General features: G+C 60.1%; 18 protein-coding genes. 9 read left to right on the forward strand and 9 right to left on the reverse strand.

Features of this window, described 5'->3' with window-relative positions; translation table 11 throughout:
• Positions 1-328: 328 nt before the first annotated feature.
• Entirely contained in the window at positions 329-1,381 is a 1,053-nt protein-coding gene (locus ACO08A_RS12720; protein WP_422041755.1) for a Gfo/Idh/MocA family protein, read from the reverse strand.
• Between the two features lie 87 nt (positions 1,382-1,468).
• Positions 1,469-2,254, reverse strand: a complete 786-nt coding sequence (locus tag ACO08A_RS12725; protein WP_422041396.1) for a ThuA domain-containing protein — start codon at positions 2,252-2,254, stop codon at positions 1,469-1,471.
• A gap of 215 nt (positions 2,255-2,469) precedes the next feature.
• Between ACO08A_RS12725 and ACO08A_RS12730 the strand changes: the two genes are divergently transcribed.
• The 3 genes from ACO08A_RS12730 to ACO08A_RS12740 all read left to right on the forward strand — a co-directional run bounded on the left by ACO08A_RS12730 (position 2,470) and on the right by ACO08A_RS12740 (position 4,009).
• Positions 2,470-2,838: a hypothetical protein gene (locus tag ACO08A_RS12730; RefSeq protein WP_422041397.1), complete on the forward strand. Its 369-nt coding sequence runs from the start codon at positions 2,470-2,472 to the stop codon at positions 2,836-2,838.
• Positions 2,838-3,398 (forward strand): TetR/AcrR family transcriptional regulator, encoded by a 561-nt coding sequence (locus tag ACO08A_RS12735; protein ID WP_422041398.1) that lies wholly within the window; start codon positions 2,838-2,840, stop codon positions 3,396-3,398. The genes ACO08A_RS12730 and ACO08A_RS12735 overlap by 1 nt, the downstream gene beginning before the upstream one ends.
• A 101-nt stretch (positions 3,399-3,499) precedes the next feature.
• Positions 3,500-4,009 carry a hypothetical protein gene (locus tag ACO08A_RS12740; protein ID WP_422041399.1) on the forward strand — a complete coding sequence of 170 codons (510 nt, stop codon included), beginning with the start codon at positions 3,500-3,502 and terminating at the stop codon, positions 4,007-4,009.
• On the opposite strand, the gene ggt is transcribed toward ACO08A_RS12740, so the two are convergent.
• A complete protein-coding gene (gene ggt, locus ACO08A_RS12745) occupies positions 4,003-5,739 on the reverse strand; it encodes a gamma-glutamyltransferase (protein ID WP_422041400.1) in 1,737 nt (578 codons plus the stop codon). The two genes, ACO08A_RS12740 and ggt, sit on opposite strands and share 7 nt — an antisense overlap.
• 174 nt (positions 5,740-5,913) lie before the next feature.
• On the opposite strand from ggt, the gene ACO08A_RS12750 reads away from it, so the two are divergent.
• Positions 5,914-6,282: a c-type cytochrome gene (locus ACO08A_RS12750; RefSeq protein ID WP_422041401.1), complete on the forward strand. Its 369-nt coding sequence runs from the start codon at positions 5,914-5,916 to the stop codon at positions 6,280-6,282.
• Positions 6,283-6,323: 41 nt separating this feature from the next.
• Here ACO08A_RS12750 and ACO08A_RS12755 read toward each other — a convergent pair whose 3' ends face one another.
• The gene (locus ACO08A_RS12755) at positions 6,324-7,295 is read right to left on the reverse strand and encodes an endonuclease/exonuclease/phosphatase family protein (protein ID WP_422041402.1); all 972 of its coding nucleotides are present in this window, start codon (positions 7,293-7,295) and stop codon (positions 6,324-6,326) included.
• Positions 7,296-7,392: 97 nt separating this feature from the next.
• Between ACO08A_RS12755 and ACO08A_RS12760 the strand changes: the two genes are divergently transcribed.
• Positions 7,393-7,791 carry a YchJ family protein gene (locus ACO08A_RS12760; RefSeq protein ID WP_422041403.1) on the forward strand — a complete coding sequence of 133 codons (399 nt, stop codon included), beginning with the start codon at positions 7,393-7,395 and terminating at the stop codon, positions 7,789-7,791.
• A 27-nt stretch (positions 7,792-7,818) separates the two neighbouring features.
• Here ACO08A_RS12760 and ACO08A_RS12765 read toward each other — a convergent pair whose 3' ends face one another.
• Positions 7,819-8,586 carry an SDR family NAD(P)-dependent oxidoreductase gene (locus ACO08A_RS12765; RefSeq protein ID WP_422041404.1) on the reverse strand — a complete coding sequence of 256 codons (768 nt, stop codon included), beginning with the start codon at positions 8,584-8,586 and terminating at the stop codon, positions 7,819-7,821.
• Between the two features lie 132 nt (positions 8,587-8,718).
• On the opposite strand from ACO08A_RS12765, the gene ACO08A_RS12770 reads away from it, so the two are divergent.
• Positions 8,719-9,285 (forward strand): TetR/AcrR family transcriptional regulator, encoded by a 567-nt coding sequence (locus tag ACO08A_RS12770; RefSeq protein WP_422041405.1) that lies wholly within the window; start codon positions 8,719-8,721, stop codon positions 9,283-9,285.
• A 419-nt stretch (positions 9,286-9,704) separates the two neighbouring features.
• Here ACO08A_RS12770 and ACO08A_RS12775 read toward each other — a convergent pair whose 3' ends face one another.
• On the reverse strand, positions 9,705-10,397 hold the full coding sequence (locus ACO08A_RS12775; protein ID WP_422041406.1) for a hypothetical protein: 693 nt from the start codon (positions 10,395-10,397) through the stop codon (positions 9,705-9,707).
• Between the two features lie 746 nt (positions 10,398-11,143).
• On the opposite strand from ACO08A_RS12775, the gene ACO08A_RS12780 reads away from it, so the two are divergent.
• Positions 11,144-12,517, forward strand: a complete 1,374-nt coding sequence (locus ACO08A_RS12780; RefSeq protein WP_422041407.1) for a lipopolysaccharide biosynthesis protein — start codon at positions 11,144-11,146, stop codon at positions 12,515-12,517.
• On the forward strand, positions 12,507-13,637 hold the full coding sequence (locus ACO08A_RS12785; RefSeq protein ID WP_422041408.1) for a GNAT family N-acetyltransferase: 1,131 nt from the start codon (positions 12,507-12,509) through the stop codon (positions 13,635-13,637). Before ACO08A_RS12780 ends, ACO08A_RS12785 begins: the two co-directional genes overlap by 11 nt.
• A gap of 9 nt (positions 13,638-13,646) precedes the next feature.
• Here the strand turns inward: ACO08A_RS12785 and ACO08A_RS12790 are convergent, their stop codons facing one another.
• The 3 genes from ACO08A_RS12790 to ACO08A_RS12800 form a co-directional block, all read right to left on the reverse strand.
• Positions 13,647-15,278, reverse strand: coding sequence for an AMP-binding protein (locus ACO08A_RS12790; protein ID WP_422041409.1), 1,632 nt, complete (start codon positions 15,276-15,278; stop codon positions 13,647-13,649).
• A 75-nt stretch (positions 15,279-15,353) separates the two neighbouring features.
• Positions 15,354-16,277 (reverse strand): site-specific tyrosine recombinase XerD, encoded by a 924-nt coding sequence (gene xerD, locus ACO08A_RS12795; RefSeq protein WP_422041410.1) that lies wholly within the window; start codon positions 16,275-16,277, stop codon positions 15,354-15,356.
• Positions 16,277-16,420, reverse strand: a complete 144-nt coding sequence (locus ACO08A_RS12800; protein ID WP_319384484.1) for a hypothetical protein — start codon at positions 16,418-16,420, stop codon at positions 16,277-16,279. The genes xerD and ACO08A_RS12800 overlap by 1 nt, the downstream gene beginning before the upstream one ends.
• Before the next feature lie 129 nt (positions 16,421-16,549).
• On the opposite strand from ACO08A_RS12800, the gene ACO08A_RS12805 reads away from it, so the two are divergent.
• Entirely contained in the window at positions 16,550-17,197 is a 648-nt protein-coding gene (locus ACO08A_RS12805) for a shikimate kinase (protein WP_422041411.1), read from the forward strand.
• Positions 17,198-17,201: the final 4 nt, after the last annotated feature.

Genomic DNA, 17,201 nt, shown 5'->3' on the forward strand with positions numbered 1-17,201 from the left:
AAAGGATTTCGACTGGAAATTACGGGAGAGGTTGTGGCAACGGCGTGTGATACTTTCTGAATTCAAGGCACTGAAACGATTTGTGTTTTCAGATAAATCTCGATGCGGCTGCGTGCTCGTTCGGGAGGCGGCGCGACAAGTCGTCTAAAATTTGAGGTAAAACGCAGCTGCGGCCTGAACGAAGTATCAGGGAGGATACGCTATCTTGTGCATACATTACATGGAGGGACGGCGGACTTTGCAGTCTTCTGGTGATGTTGCCTTGCTGTAGTACCCACTTTGCGCGGCGGAGCCCCCCGGCTCCGCCGTCGTTCATTCAGCTCCCGCGTCAAAGCCCGACTTTCAGGAACTGGCCGTTTTGGGCGTCCGACAATTCGGCCATATCAAGTGCGGCCTGAAGACGGGCGCCGTGAGCGAAATCCGGCTCCGGCCCGGCCTTGGCCAGAATGGCATCCGCGAACCTTTCGTAGACGGTCGGCACCGGTTCGGCGGCGACCTCCTGCCAGCGGGCTTCCGTCAGATCCGCTCCCCGGCAGATGCGCAGGCTTTCTTTTCGTTTTTCAAAAAGGACCTCCAGACCGCCCTTGTCGCCGTAGAGACGGAGGCGCAGATCGTTGAGGTGGCCGGAGGCAAAGCGGGTCGCGGTGATCGTTCCAAGCGCTCCGTTTTCAAGTTCCGCCTGCATGGTGAAGCTGTCATTAGCATCGAGCGGATAGTCGCCGATCCGGTTGCCTTCCGCCTTGTCGAAGGTCTTCAGGCGGCAGGATAGTTCCTGAACCGGGCTTTGCGCGGCAAAGGTTGCGAAATCCAGGATGTGGATGCCGACATCGCCGAGCACGCCTTTCGAGCCGTGCTCGCTCGACAGACGCCACAGCCACTGGCTTTCCGTGCGCCAGTCACCCCAGGCCGGCTGTGTCAGCCAGCTTTGCAGGTAGGACGCTTCGAAATGCCTGAGAGCACCGATTTCTCCCGCGGCGACCAATTGAGCCGCCTTCTGCAGAACGGCGACATCCCGGTAACTCAGGTTGACCATGCCGACGACGCCCTTGTCCCGCGCCAGCGCGGTCATCTCGGCAGCGTCGGCGACATTGGTCGCAAGCGGCTTTTCACATAGAACGTGTTTTCCGGCATGGAGAAGCTGCAAGGTCGTTGGATGGTGGGCGGCGTCCGGCGTCACGTTCGAAACGGCGTCGAATTCGCCCCAGGCGATCGCGTCTGCCAGATCCTCGAACCGGTGCGGGATCGCGTATTTGTCACAGAAACCGGCGAGCATCTCCGGGCGGCGGTCGACGCCCGCGACGATCTCGACCTCCCGGTTCTTGCCAAAGGCGGCGGCGTGATTTCCCGCCATGTTGCCGGTTCCCAGGATGAGAAGGCGGATCGGACGATCAGATGAGGACATGGCAAACTCCGTCCTGCTGTGAAACGGGAGCCGGCGCCGGAGACGCCGGGTCATTGACATCTTCGATCAGCGGAAACCTTCTTCGCCGTCGGCGTGAAGTTTCGGCCCGCGTTCCTCAATTTTTTCAGGCGCGGCATCGACGGGAACATTCGGTGCGGCATTGGGATCCGTGATCCTCGCCATCGGGTTGAAGGCCCATTTGACGCCATTCTTCAGAACGGTCTGGACCGTCGTGTCGTGATAGGTCGGATAAGTTTCGTGTCCGGGGCGGAAATAGAAAATGTTGCCCGCGCCGCGCTTGTAGGTCAGGCCGGACCGGAAAACCTCGCCGCCCTGAAACCAGCTGATGAAAACCGTTTCCAGCGGTTCGGGCACGCCGAAAGGCTCGCCGTACATTTCTTCCATCTCCAGCTCGAAACTGTCCGGAAGGCCCCGGGTGATCGGATGGTTTCGGCTGGTAACCCAGAGACGTTCCCGCTCGCCGGCCTCGCGCCAGGTCAGGTTGCAGGGACTGCCCATCAGGCGCTTGAACGGTTTGGCGAAATGGGCCGAGTGCAGAAACATCATGCCCATGCCGGACCAGACAGCGTCGCAGACCCGGTCGACGACTTCGTCGGCGACGTCGCCATGGGCCGCGTGACCCCACCACACCAGAACGTCCGTTTCGGCGAGCCGTTCTTCGGTAAGTCCGTGTTCGGGGTCCTGCAGGGTCGCCGTTGTCGCGCTGATCTCCGGATCGGTATTCAGCGCATCGGCGATGCATTGATGCATGCCGTCCGGATAGGTGCGGGCGACGATTGCATTGTGCTGCTCATGGACGTTCTCGCCCCAGACCAGGGTTCTGATCGGCATGGCCGTTTCTCCAGGTTCAGTCGACATTTCAGGAAGAGCGCCTGTATTTTCAAAGCGCTTTGAATAGCGCTAACACGCCATTTTTGGAGTGTCAATCTGCCACCGTTCAAGCAAGCGCGATTTGCGCTGAGTACAGTGTGACGGCACGCCGCATAGCGGTTCGGGGGAATGATCTATATACAAACCATACTATATGGTATGGTAAGGAAATTGATATGAATGTTCTTCTCATGATTGCAGCGGTCCTCTCCGGACTGACGTTTCTGATCCACACGTTTCTTGGGGGGCGGGAGATTGCAGTGCCCTTGCTGCGCGCGCCTGATCTCGAACCCGTGCCGAAATATGTGAGCTATTACTGCTGGCATATCGCGACGATCGTTCTTGCCGCGATGGCGGCAATGTACGGGCTTGCGGCCCTTTATCCGCAAAGCTGGGAGCTCGGATGGATGGCAACGGGTCTTGCGCTCGCGTTCTGTTTCCTCGGTTTGGCGCTTCCCCCGTTGAAGAAACAATCCTACAAGGCAATGCCGCAAGGTTGGCTGTTCCTGCCGATCGCGCTGCTGGGCATTGCCGGTGGAGTTTGATGGAGCCAAGAAAGCGATTTGCGAAAAAAGACTGGCTGGATCTGGGGTTGCAACGCCTCGCCCGGGATGGCGGAGCTGCGCTGACAGTTGACGCCATGTGTGAAGCCGCAAACCGGACACGCGGTTCTTTCTATCACCACTTCGAGGACCACGGCGCCTTTCTGGAGGCGCTGTTCCTGGCGTGGAAACAACGCAACACGCTGGACGTTGCGGATGCGATCCTGCAACAGCCGCAGGACAAGCGTGCGCAGACCCTGTCCGACATTGCCAACATGCTGGATCAGGATCTCGAAAGAGCCGTGCGCCAGTTCGCACAGGCCAACGGCATCGCGCGGGCGATCGTTGAAGAGGTCGACGGAATTAGAACGGAGTTCGTCGTCGGTCTCTATCGTGATGCGGGCCTGGCACCCGACCTGGCCAGGGAAATCGCGCAACTGGAATATGCCGCCTATGTCGGCAGCCAGATCGTGTGGCCGAACATGACCGCCGAGGACAGGATCCGGCTCGACCAGCGCTTCGCCTCCATGGTGTCGAAGGCATTCGGGCCGGGCCGAGGTTAGGTCTTCCCGCGATCGCTCACGCAAATGTGAACACTAACCCTTCTTCAACGGCTTGCTGTTATTCAGGGGCGTCTCCGGACTCTCAGGAAACGGAAAGTGTCATGCATGTACTTCGCCAACCGATCACAGCCGTCGTCATTGTCTTCTGGTTCTTCTTCTGGCTTCTGAACGGGCTCGACAAGTTTTTCGCGCGTCAGGACATCGTGTTCCTGCACTGGTGGGGCAATCACCGGGTTGAAAAGTTCACGATGTATTTCGACAGGCTTGCACTGGATCCGGCATTCGTCCAGGCAACATTGATCTTTGCCGGGATCGTCGAGTTCGCCGCAGCCGGGTTTTTCGTCTGGGCCTGGGTGCGGCTTGTGCAAGGCAAGCCCGGCGTGGCCTATCGCACCGACCTGGCGATTACCGTTTCAATCGCTGTCTTCCTGGGGTTCACGATCTTCGATGTCATCGTGGGCGATCGGGCGGAATTGCTGGAGCATTCCACCTATATCGGCGTGCTGCTGGTGTCCTTCCTGGCCGTCGCGGCGGAAAGCTTCTTCCACCACCTGCGGGACCTCGACAGCCAGAGCACGCTGAACAGGCAGTTCCCTCCGGAACCTCAATAGCCCAGGGTCAGCGCGCCCTTGCGGCGCGGATCCGAAAAACCGGCAAGAGTGCCGTCGACGCTCATGATCGACTGGGTCGACCCCATCGCGTTCTTGACGGCAACCTTGTGGCCCCTTTGCTCAAGCAGCCTGACCGTATCCGGCGAGATGCCCTCTTCGATGCGGATCTCGTCGGGGAGCCACTGGTTGTGAATGCGCGGGGCAACCGTCGCCTCGGCAATGTTCATCTGGTGATCGACGATGTTGAGGATGATCTGAAGTGTCGTCGTGATGATGCGGCTACCGCCCGGTGATCCGGTCGCCAGGTGAAAGGCACCATCCTTGAAGACCAGCGTCGGGCTCATCGAGGAGAGCGGCCGCTTGCCGGCCTCAACCGCGTTGGCCGTTCCACCAATCAGCCCGTAGGCATTCGGAACTCCGGGCTTTGCGGAAAAGTCGTCAAGCTCGTTGTTCAGGAGAACGCCGGTTCCATCGGCAGTCAGACCGGAACCGTAGGAAAAGTTGAGCGTATAGGTGTTCGAAACCGCGTTGCCGTCCTTGTCGACAACCGAATAGTGCGTGGTTTCGTTGCTCTCAAAGGGGAGCGGGTCGGCCGGTTTGACGTCTTCGGAGGGGCGCGCCGTGTCCATCCTGATGGTCCCGGTCAGCGCCGCGGCGTAGTCGGGCGATGTCAGCCCGGTGACGGGAACGCTGACATAATCGGGGTCGCCCAGGTATTTGGACCGGTCCGCATAGGCCAGCCGCATCGCTTCCGACATGGCGTGGATCGCGTCGGCTGAGTTCGGTCCGAACTCGTTCATGGGGAAGTTTTCGAGAATGTTGAGGATCTGAACGATATGAACACCGCCGGACGAGGGCGGCGGCATGGAGGCAATCTCGTAACCTCTGTAGGAGCCGGTCACCGGCTCACGCCAGACAGGTTCGTAGCTCGCAAGGTCTTCGACGGTCATGCTGCCGCCAGCCGCCTGAACCTTGCTCGCGATTTTTTCGGCGACGTCCCCCTGGTAAAAACCGACCGCACCTTTTTCGGATATTAATTGCAGGGTTCCGGCAAGGTCCGCCTGGACGAGCGTTTCGCCGGGCTGATAGGGAACCCCGCCCGCCTTGAAGAAAATCTCGGCAGTGGCCGGGTCGGCGGTGAGGCGCTCGGCGCGCGCGGACAGCGCGTCCGAGAGGCTCGCCGTTACGGTGATGCCGGCTCCTGCCAGTTCGATTGCCGGAGCAATGAGATCCTGCCAGGTCACGTTGCCGCTGCCGTGTTTCTCGAAAGCCTCGGCAAAGCCGGCAACGGTGCCCGGAACACCGATGGCGAGCCCTGAAAAACGGGACTTTTGCTTGTCCGGTTCGCCGTCCGGTCCGAGAAACATGTCTTTGAACGCACCAGCCGGTGCCTTTTCCCGGTAGTCCAGCGCATGGGTTTCACCGCTTTCGGCCATGTGGATCATCATGAAGCCGCCACCGCCGAGATTGCCCGCGCGGGGCAGGGTCACCGCAAGCGCGAAGCCGGTCGCGATGGCAGCGTCTACCGCGTTGCCGCCTTTCTTGAGGATCTCCACACCCACGGCTGTTGCGACCGCCTCCTGGCTGGCAACCATGCCGTTCTCAGCTGTCACCGGATGGAAAAGATCCGTCTGGGAGTAAATCGGAGCGGTTTGCGCCAACGCGTGGACCGGGGTCAGCGCCAGCACCACCGCGGCAGCGCAAATTGTCAAATTCAAGCGTCGAGCCATGTCACTCTCCCATGCCGTATCGTTGAGACTGTGTCGCAGTTTTTGGTGTGCGGCAATTCAAAATCGCGTGCTAGTTGAAGTCTTTAAATTCGTTTGATCCACCGCAAGGCCACTTTCCGACAGCTGCGTCACTCTCACTTGTGTGAGTTGGTGCACGATTACAAGGAGGCCTTCATGTTCCAATGTGCGAACACCAGTAACCCGGCAGCCCGGCCGGCAAGGATCTGGACCACTTGCTGGCTTGCGGCCTTGATGCTGGTGGCTCCTGTCGGATCGGCATCTGTCCACGCCGCCGATCCGGCGACAGGAAAGACACTGGCGCTGCAGTGGTGTTCGTCCTGCCATCTGGTCTCCGACGATCAGCCGACAGCTGCGAGCGTGTCGCTGCCGAGTTTCTATGACATTGCCAAAGACCCCGACTGGACACAGGCGTCACTTGCCACCTTCCTGAAAGACCCGCATCCGAAAATGCCGAACATGAATCTCGGCAATGTCGAAATCGCGAACCTCGCCAGCTATATCGACTCGCTTTCGACGGATTGACGGAAAGGGATGCGGAACGGCATCCGTTGCCGGGCGTGGTGTCAGATGTCGAATTGCGCGCGCATCGCCGCGTGAAAGGAACCGGAGTAGGTGTCATCCTGGGCTTCGAACACCTCGTCGGGAAGGCCATCATTGAAGACGCGCACATCAACGACGCGATCGGTCATGGTCGCGCTGGCAAGGATGTGGTCGAGCGCCTGGCCCTTGCCGCGGTGGATGACCGTCTGGCGCTCCGGCAACGGAAGCGAGGCGTCCAGCTGAAACAGCCTGCGATGTGCCCAGTCCGGTGATGCGGTATCGTCCGGATCCGCGCGCAGGAGGCGCAGGGTGCCGGTTTCACCGGTCGCGTTGAAGTCGCCCGTCAGGATGATCCGGGCTTTTTCGTCCCTGTCGAACAGGGCTTCGACCGCAAGACGCAGCTCCAGTGCCTGGGCCGTCTGTTTCAGGACCGAAAGCAGGTATCCTTCGGCCCAGACCGACGTGGTTTTCCAGGAGCGCTTCTCGGTTTTGCCGCCCCGGATCATCGCGGCGATCGGTGCCCTCAGGTGCACCACGAACAGATGGAGAGGCTTCAATCCGCCGACATCGATCTCAGACCTCAGGATCGGACGCTCGAAGGTGACATGCTGCGGTTCGTCATATCCGGGCATCGCCGTTGACGGCTGCCAGAGCGGCGCGTGCGCACGCTGCTGGAACAGGCTCTCTTGCGCAGTGATCGGATAGCGCGACAGAGTGACAAGATTGTGCTTGTCCCCGGGACCCTTTCCGGGTGCGCGCTCGCTTGCCGCGCGGTGATAGGTTTCGTAGCGCGTGCCTGAAAGCAGCAGATCGAGCGCGAGAAACTGCCGCTGCGACGCCCCCTTCACCTTTTGCGCGTTGACTTCCTGCAGGCACAGGATGTCCGCATCGAGTTCCTCGATCCTTGGACGCAAAGCGCCGATCCGCGGTCTCAGGCCGGCAGGGTCGAACCGGTCGCCGCCGTAGGATTCAATGTTGAATGTGGCCAGTTTCATGCCGGAAGACCTTGAGACTATTCAGATGCTTAACGATAGCGGTTTCGCGCATTTGGTGATAGTCAATCTGACCAATTGCCTGGAGCCAGAAATCTCGATGACGACTGACATGTGTCCGTGCGGCAGCGGTAAAACCCTTGCGTCCTGCTGCGGTCCGCTTTTGTCCGGCCTTGCAAATGCCGAGACCGCGGAAGCGCTCATGCGCTCCCGGTATTCGGCCTATGTCACCTTGAACATCTCTTATCTGAAGGACACCTTGTGGCCAAAGAACCGGACCGGTTTCGATGAGACCGCAACAATGCAATGGGCGCGCGAAAACCACTGGACCGGCTTGACGGTTCTGCAGGTTCACGGAGGTGAGACCGCCGACAGGGAAGGGACGGTGCTGTTCGAGGCGAAATTCCTCGCCGCAGGCAAGCTGCACACGCATCGCGAGCTCAGCCGGTTCCGGAAGAAGGCAGGCCGCTGGTACTATGTGGAGGCCATCCCGGCATGAAGGGGGCGATCGCGGCGCCCCCGTCCCCTAGTTCCGGCCCGCCATGACACCGCCGTCAACGTCCCAGATGGCACCCGTTACCCAGCCTGCCTCGTCCGAGAGCAGGAAGTCCACCGCCGAGGCAACATCTTCGGCTGTCCCGATGCGGCCGATGGGGTGAAAGGCATCAAATCCCTGTTTCAGGGTTGCCGAAATCTGGTCTTCCGGAATGAAGGCGCCGTAGATGGGCGTTTCGACGACGGCGGGCGCGACCGCGTTGACGCGTATGCCCTGGTCTCCAAGTTCCATCGCCAGGTGCTGCGTGAAGGCGTGCAGGCCTGCCTTTGCCATCGAATAGGCGGAAGACGGTGTCGCCTTGACAGCCTGGTGCGCCCACATCGATCCGAGATTGACGACAGATCCCTTGCCGGTCTCCGCCATTTTCCGGGTAACCGCCTGCGTGATCAGGAAGGTTCCCCTGTTGAAGGCATGGTACAGGTCGAAATCGTCTCCCGAGTGGTCCAGGAACGGCTTGGGACTGAAATAGCCTGCCGCGTTGACCAGGTATCCGACCGGCTGCTCCAGGTTCGCGATTTTCTCGATCAGGCGCTCCACGTCCTCACTCAAGGTCACATCCGCCCGCCATGTGCTGACGTCTACCTGGTGCAAGGATTCCAGCCGTTCGCGTGCGGTGGACAGCTTGTCCGGGTTCCTCCCTATCAGAACGAGAGAAATGCCCCGGGCCGCGAGGCGATGTGCCGTTGCCAGGCCCATGCCTGACGTTCCGCCCTGAATGATCGCGATGCTGTTCGTCATTGTTTGTCTCCGGTTCGTCGTTTGATCACATTTATCTACCTACTGATAGATAGACTGGACGTGCGACATATCAGTGTTGCGCTTCGACTTGTCAAGGCCTATCTATCAGTCGATAGATAAGGAGACAGATCCGTGACCGCATCCACCGCAGATACAGAAGAAAGAATCCTCGATCTCGCGGAAACTCTTATCCGGCAGAACGGCTACAACGGCTTCAGTTTCCGGGACATCGCTTCCGGTGTGGGCGTGAAGAGTTCGAGTGTGCACTATTATTTTCCGACCAAGGCCGATCTGGGCGCCAGGGTCGCAAGGAGATACACGGAGCGGTTTCTCGACCTGTTGGGCGATCCGGTGCATCCGGACAGGTCGGCCGAGGCGCTGATCGTGAAACTGCACGGCGAATTCGCCCGATCCCTGGGTCAGGACGGACAGATGTGTCTTTGCGGTATTCTGGCGGCGGAATCGTCGGGACTGCCGGAGGCCGTGGTGACGGAAGCAAGGGCCTTCTTTGACCGGACAGGTGCGTGGTTGGCGGACGGATTGCGGACATCGGACTGGGGCGCGGGCGTTCCGGAAGAAGATCTGACCAGGCAAAGCCTGCGCATTCTCGCCCAGCTTGAGGGTGCGATGCTGATTGCCAAGGTTCAGGGGCAACCGGCTGTATTCGGCGATCTCGCGCCGAAGCTTGCCGAAGCCTGATGACGATTGCACGCCGCAGAGTTATTCGACGCGTTCATTTCAATTAAATGAACCGGAAAAAGTAATACAACTTAATTATTTGGCCTGTTTTCTTAAAAATACTTAATTTGAATATCTTCTCGTTCAGTAGCACCTTTTGTGTATCGAAGAACAGCCTGAGTGGAGGATGTTGAAATGTTGAGATACGCAAACAGACATATGGAAGAACTCAGAAAAGAAATCGAAATACTGCTGGATCGGAAAGATCTGGATCCTTCCGAAAAGAGCAAGAGGCTCAGCCGACTGGATCGGTCCTACCAGTTCTGGCGCCAGTTTGCCTGACGCGGCCACCCGCGCCGTTCGGGCGCGATACCCGGGGATGAAAAAAACGCGGCCTCTGGGGCCGCATTTTTTTGTGTCGCACTGCTTGTCGTCAGGGATCAGCGCGCCTTGCGCCGGCGGGACGCATAGCCGAGCAGTCCGAGACCTGCGGGCAGCAATAACCCAGCCGCCGGGATCGGGACCGCGGTGATGTTCACCGTGTCGATGAAGCCGCCATAGGAATCCTGCTTTCCGGCTGCAGCGAATGTGAGAGTGTAGTCTCCGGCGCTTTGAACTTCGAAGAGTGCTCTGACCAGCGTCCAGGTGCCGACCGCCGTCCCCAGAGAAGCGTCAGGGCCGGTGATGAAGCCTGACAGGAGACCGCCACTGATTGAATAGTCGATCTTGTTCGAATCGGCATTTCCGGTGCGCGGGCTGTACCAGAAGGAAAGTGCATAGGTTCCCTCGCCCAACGACACGTCCTGTTCCATGGACGAATTGGAGTTGTTGCGCGGATGGCTGTCGAGCTCGATGTAATGCTGACCGGAATGCGCGTCGATCGAGCCGAGCGTGCGGTTGGTCTGTACTTCGATGCCGGCGCCGCTCGCGGTTTTCCAACCGGTAATCTCGTCAAACACATCCCAGGAAGACCCGGTGGTGGCGAGCTTGGAAAGCTGGTTGCCCTTGACAAGGCCGGTCGGGTCGAGGGTCGAGACGTCTTCGAAATCACCATTGATGATCATGGCGTTTGCAGACCCGGCGGCGAGGAGCGCAGCGCCGGCACATGACGCGATCGCGATTGCCTTAAGCATCATTGTTTTCCTTTTTTCACCGGCACGAACCGAAGTCTCTTCGAATTCTGATGGGGTGTTCGCAGCGGTTTGAAGAACGCATATAAAAAAATCCTTTCATCCTATAAAATCTCCCTATCAGCAGCGCAATCAGATCCGCGCGGATCGAGGGGATTGTCTTAAAATATGGTTAATTTTTCAGCGATGCTGTCCGCGGCGCAGCTCAAAAGAAAAAATCCGGCCCCTGCGCTTGGCGGCGATGCAGGGACCGGATCAAGACGCGGATCGAAGGGGAGGCAACCCTCTGAATCCGCAAGACAACCGGGTTCAAAATAGTTCGGACCAGACGTACTCAAGGTGACATTCAGGTACCGGACGACTCGCTTGTTCCCTATTTGTTCCTGTTTTTGCTGCTCTGTCAAGCGGTGATCTTTCTGACGCCTGTCCTGATTGGCTAACGCATTGCAAGGAAAACGGAAACCGGCGGCAACCCGGCAAAGACCGGCCCGGATGCGGCAGGATCACGGTGACACCTGCCGGTTCGACAAGCAGGTCAGCTGAACCGGGCACGGCAAGCGGCGGGTTCCCGATTGGGCAGACTGCCGGAAATTCATCACGCAGGTGTGAAGCCGCTTTGGCCGGCAGGTCCCGAAAGCCACGGAAAATTAAGTCCCTTGTGACAAAAATACGGAAAGAATTTCTCAAGGGCCCTCCACGTGCGATCGACTGCCAACTTCTGGACAAAGCGTTTTCAGGACGCTCCCTGGATGCAAATCCTGGGGAAGGGTGCCGATCAGATCGCGGCTGCCTCGGGTCGCGGGTCTTCTGAAAAGGCGGCTGCGGGACGCATGGCCGTTTCCACTTTTGCCGTCCGGGTGGCCGGCGCGGGACTTGCCTTCCTCTCCCAGATTGTCCTGGCCCGCCTTCTCGGCGCTCATGACTACGGCATCTATTCGGTTGCCTGGACATTCGTGATTGTGCTCGGGGTGATGGCCTGTGGCGGGTTCTCGACATCGGCGAGCCGGTTCATTCCGCAATACCGGCAGGCCGAGGATCTCAATGGCCTTCGGGGGTTTCTGACGGCCAGCCGGCAAGTCGCCTTCCTGATCGGTGTTGGGACGGCAGCGCTCGCGATCGCCGGGGTGTACCTGTTCAGCGCCGAGATCGCGCCTACCTATGTCGAGCCGCTCGTGATCGTGTTTCTCGCGTTGCCGTTCTTCGCCTTCGGGCTGGTTCAGGACGGGATCGCACGCAGCCACGACTGGCCTTCGCTTGCCATGCTGCCGACCTATATCTGGCGCCCGCTGGCCATTCTGTTCCTGCTGGTCGCGGTCAGCGTCACCGGCATGCCCACGACGGCGACCACGGCGGCGATGGTCGCGGTCGCGGCGACATCACTTGTTGCGGCGTATCAATACTTTCATCTGAGAGCGCGGCTGCCGCGCAAGGTGCCGAAAGGGCCGGCCAGGGTCGACCTGAAGACATGGCTTACCATCTCCCTGCCGATGCTGATGGTGGAAGGCTTTCTGCAACTGCTCACCAGTGCCGACGTGATCATGGTGAGCTTCTTTCAGAGCCCCGACGAAGTCGCGGTCTATTTTGCAGCCTCCAGAACGCTCGCGCTCGTGCATTTCGTCTATTTTGCGGTGCGGGCCGCCTCCGCGCACCGCTTTTCCAGCTACAAGCATAACGAGGACAGGGACGGGCTGGCGGCCTATACGCGGCAGGCGACGCTCTGGACATTCTGGCCTTCGCTGGGCGCGGGACTCGCGCTCCTGCTGGTCGCGCCGTTGCTGTTGCGTCTCTTCGGCAGCGGATTTGAAGACGGCTATCCGCTCATCGCCCTCCTGATGATCGGTGTGCTCGCGCGGGCGTCCGTCGGTCCGGCAGATGCGCTCCTGTCGATGACCGGACACCAGACGTCCTGTGCAGGGATCTATGCGGCCACATTTGTCGTCAACGTGGTGCTCAACCTGATTTTCATTCCCCTGATGGGTCTGGCAGGTGCGGCGATTGCCACAAGCTGTGCGATCTTTTTCGAAGCGACCGCGCTTGCGATGACCGCCCGGCGGAAACTGCATGTCACAACCTTCGTGCTGCCGCTCATGCTTGCCGGCCGGAGGCGGTCGGATGCTCCCTGACAGCACAGGTGGGTCCGGGCTCGAGGCGCGCTTCTTCGATCCCCTGCAAGACGATCTGCCGCTTGAGGCCTGGCAAGACCTGAGCGATGTCGCGGTCGACCCGAACCCTTTCTTCGGTCCGGCTTTCCTGCGCTCCCATCTCAGGCACATGGGACCCGGGCGCGTGAAGCTGCTGGCCGTGCGGGACAGTCTTACGGGCCGGTGGCTGATGTCGGCACCTATCCAAATCCGTCCGGCCGGTGTTCTCGTTCCGGTTCCGACCGTTTTCACGACGGAGTATGGCCCGGTCGGCTCGCCGTTGCTGCACCCTGACGCCGGCACCTCTCATGCCAGGCGGTTCTTCGAAGCAGCCGCCGGTAAGACCGGGATGCTAGCGCTCCCGCACCTGCCGCTAGCCTCAGGGGCGGCCCGTATGCTGATGGACCTCGATGGCGCGGATGTCCGCGTTGCCGAAAGCTATCACCGGGCCTGTCACGACGGCGGGCCGGACGGGCAGGCCCAATTCGATGAAGCCTTCAAGGGCAAGCGCCGAAAGGAAATGAAGCGGCTTCTGCGCCGTCTTGAAGACGAGGGCCCGGTTACTCTGGAAACGATCGGGGGAGATGCCCTGCAGAGCCGTTTCGAGCAGTTTCTCGAACTTGAGGCATCGGGATGGAAAGGACGCGAGAACACGGCACTCGCCAGCCAATCGCAAACGGCGGCCTTTGCACGGGAAACTGTTGCCGGGGCGGCCCGTACCGGCCGCGTCCGGATCGACGAGCTACGGGTCGGAGAGACGCTCATCGCCTCGCTCGTGCTGCTGGTGGATGGCGGCCATGTCTTTGCCTGGAAAATCGCGTTTGACGAGGCCTTTTCCCGGTATTCGCCAGGTGCGCAGCTGGTCCTCTATACGTTCCAGGAGAACCTGGCCATGCCGGAATTCACGCTGGCGGACTCGCTGGCGATCCCGGGGCACTCCATGATCGAACCGCTGTGGCGAGGCCGCCTGGAAATCGGCACTTTGTTCTTGGCCGACGGTCACATGGCCGCGTTCAAGACCAGGGTCTGTGCCGCGGATCTGGCTCTTGAACAGTCGCTGCGGCGGCTGGCCCGGGATGTCAGGAGAAGGGTCAGGTCCTGAACCTGGCGGTCAGGACGCCTCCGCGCGCGCCATTTCACGGAGCTTGCGCCGAATGACCTTTCCCGTCGTCGTCATCGGCAATGAGCTGACGAATTCGATCTCCCGCGGATATTCATGCGCGGAAAGATGTTCGCGGACAAAATCACGAATATCCGATGCAAGGCTGTCGTTGTCCTGTTCGTCCGGTTTCAGGACGACGAATGCCTTGACGATCTCGGTGCGCAGTGGATCGGGTTTGCCGACCGCTGCTGCAAGCGCGACGGCGGGATGCCTGATCAGGCAATCCTCGATCTCGCCGGGGCCGATGCGGTAACTCGCAGAGGTTATGATGTCGTCATCGCGTCCCACGAAACGGAAATAGCCGTCCTCGTCCATCACGCCCTGATCGCCGGTCACCATCCAGTCACCTATGAACTTGTCGCGGGTCGCGTCCGCGTTGTTCCAGTATCCAAGGAACATCACCGGATCCGGTCTCCTGATGGCGATCTGGCCAAGGCTTTCGGGGGGCAGAACCGTGCCGGTGTCATCTATGATGGCGACCTCATGTCCCGGTGTCGCCTTACCGATCGCGCCGGCACGGGTGACGCCGAGGCTTGCGGCTGACCCCAGGACCGCATTGCATTCCGTCTGGCCGTAAAACTCGTTGACCGGGAAACCGAACTCCTGCGCGAACCAGTCATAGGTCTCGCGCCCGAGCGCTTCGCCGGCGGACCCGACGCTGCGCCACCGAAGCGCAAATCGCGCGGCGGGGTTCTCGACCGACCGCAGCATTTTCAGGGCCGTCGGCGGGATGAAGGCGTTCCTGATCTGCTGTTGCTCCATCAGGTGAAACGCGAATTCGGGATCGAATTTCCGTGCGGCGTACGACACGACCGGAACGCCGAGTTTCAATGCGGGAAACAGGGCGTTCAGCAAACCGCCGGCCCAGGCCCAGTCGGCAGGCGTCCATAGGATATCTCCCGTCTGGCCGAGAAAATTCTGCGACAGCTCGATACCCGGCATATGGCCGAGCAACACCCGATGGCCGTGAAGAACGCCCTTGGGCTGGCCGGTCGTGCCTGACGTGTAGATCATGAGCGCCGGGTCGTCCGGTTTCGTGACCAGGGTTTCGAAGCTGTCACGCGCGGCGTCCATGAGAGCCTGAAAGGATCTGGCGTCCGATGCAGGTTCATCGACGGATATGACATGTCGGAGCGCCGTCAGGTCATCGCGGATGAGCGAGAGCTTTTCAAGGCCGCTGCCGTTGGTCACGATCACCTTGGCGCCTGAATTGGTGAGGCGGTAGGCCAGTGCGTCCCGCCCGAAGAGCGAGGCAAGAGGAACGGCAACGGCGCCCAGCTTGTAAGCGGCGACATGTGCGATGGCGGTTGCCGGACCCTGTGGCAGAAGCAGCGCGATCCGGTCGCCCCGCTCGACACCAAGACCGCGTAGCGCGTTGGCAAAGCGGTTGGCCGACCGGTTCAGCTCCAGGTGTGTCCAGTCTTCCACCTTGCCGGTTGGCAGAACGTGGCGAATGGCCAGCCGTTGCGGGTCGCGCGCCGCCCAGGAATCGCTCACGGCGTGCGCCATGTTGTAGGTTTCCGGCAGCGACCAGCGGAAGCCGGTTTTCAGCGCTTCAAAGTCGCTGGCAGGTTGAAGCATTGTCTGCGTCCGATGCAAAAATTTTAGGCAGCGGAGTGTAAGGCGCTCTTTGTTGCAGTGCAATAGGATCTGCGATCAACGCTGCGCCAAAGGGTGCGCGTGTTCGACGAGCTCGCGCAGCCGCTCATCGAGAACATGTGTATAAATCTGTGTTGTAGAGATGTCCGCGTGACCCAGAAGCTGCTGGACGACACGCAGATCCGCGCCGTTTTGAAGAAGGTGCGATGCAAAAGCATGACGCAAAACGTGCGGTGAAATTTTCGTCACATCGAGTCCCGCCGTTTGGGCAAGTGCCTTCAGTTCCCGGGCGAAGTGCTGCCGTGTCAGATGACCTGTGTCCCCGTGCGAAGGGAACAGCCAGGGGCTGTTGGCGTAAGAGCCCTCCGCCGATCGCAGCGCCACGTAGTCCTTCATGGCCAGCTGGGCCGCGTGAGAAAGCGGCACCAGTCTTTCCTTTCCTCCCTTGCCCCTGATCTCGATCAGCCTTGCATCCCGCATCGCCGCGCTCACGGGCAGGGCAACCAGTTCGGAAACGCGCAAGCCCGTGGCGTAGAGCACCTCGATAAGGGTGTACATCCGGTGCGCGCGGAGACGGGCGGCGGCACTGCGCTGGGATTTCAGTGTCTCAGACCGAGCCGTCTCTATGAGCCGGTCGACGTCCTCAACCGACAAGACCTTGGGAAGGCTTCCGCGTTTCTTCGGAGAGGACAGGGTACGGGTCGGATCATCCTTGCGCGTTCCCTCGGCATAGAGAAACTTGAAAAACTGTTTCAACGCAGACAACCGCCTTGCCTGCGATGTCTCGGCAAAGCCCCGCCGGGTGAGGGCGCTCATGTAGGCGGAGATGTCGTCCGCCCGAGCGTCCCTCACCTCCTTGCGGCCGAGAAAACTCGAAAAGTCCTCCAGGTCCCGCCGATACCCTTCAAGTGTGTTTTCGGCAGCTCCCCTTTCGGCGGCTAGCATCTCCAGAAAGGTTTCGATGTCGAAGCCCTTTGCCATCAGCGTCCGAAGCCGTCCTTCTTGACCCTGACCGTGATCTCCCGTTCGCGGGGATCCACGAAGTTTGCCAGGGCGTAAACCGCGCCATAGCCAAGCGCGCCGAGCAGGGCAAGCACAAGCAGCAGGCGGGTCAATGTCGGCACATCAGTCTCCCGGGACGAATCGAATACCTGAATGTTCCGAAAACGTAGCGATTTGCGCAAGCCAAACAAAGAAAATCGCTGGCTGCGTTCCGCCACGTGTCTTTTCAAACGAATGTGGTACAACGCAGCATGAATGACAAAGACCAGACAGGGGACCAGCCCGCGTTGACCGCAGACGATACGATCAGCTCCATCGACATCGACCGGCTCCTTGGCGCACTCGGGACCCGCTCGATCGTGCTTGTCGGCATCATGGGATGTGGCAAGTCGACTGTGGGAAAACGGCTTGCCGCGCGTCTGGGTCTTGAATTCGTGGATGCCGATGCCGAAATCGAGCGTGCCGCCAACATGACCGTGTCGGAGATCTTCGCGGAACATGGCGAGCCCTATTTTCGCAGTGGGGAAGAAAGGGTGATCGCAAGGCTGTTGAGCGAAGGACCGCAGGTTCTGGCGACCGGCGGCGGCGCGTTCATGAGCGAAACGACTCGCGCTGAAATCGCAGCGAACGGACTTTCGATCTGGCTGAAGGTCGACTTTGAAACCGTGATGGCACGTGTGCGGCGGCGTGCGACCCGGCCGCTCCTGCAAACACCGGATCCCGAAGGAACCATGCGCAATCTTCTCGCCGAACGTGAACCCGTCTACGCAATGGCTGCGCTGACCGTCACATCCAAGGATGTGCCGCATGATACCGTGGTCGACCAGATCATCATCACGATGGCCGACTACCTGTTTCAAGGCGGGGACGGTTCGGCTCCGCAGACCTCGAACACCTGAAATC

Origin of the sequence: Roseibium sp. (genome assembly GCF_965232425.1) — a bacterium.
Classification (GTDB): domain Bacteria; phylum Pseudomonadota; class Alphaproteobacteria; order Rhizobiales; family Stappiaceae; genus Roseibium.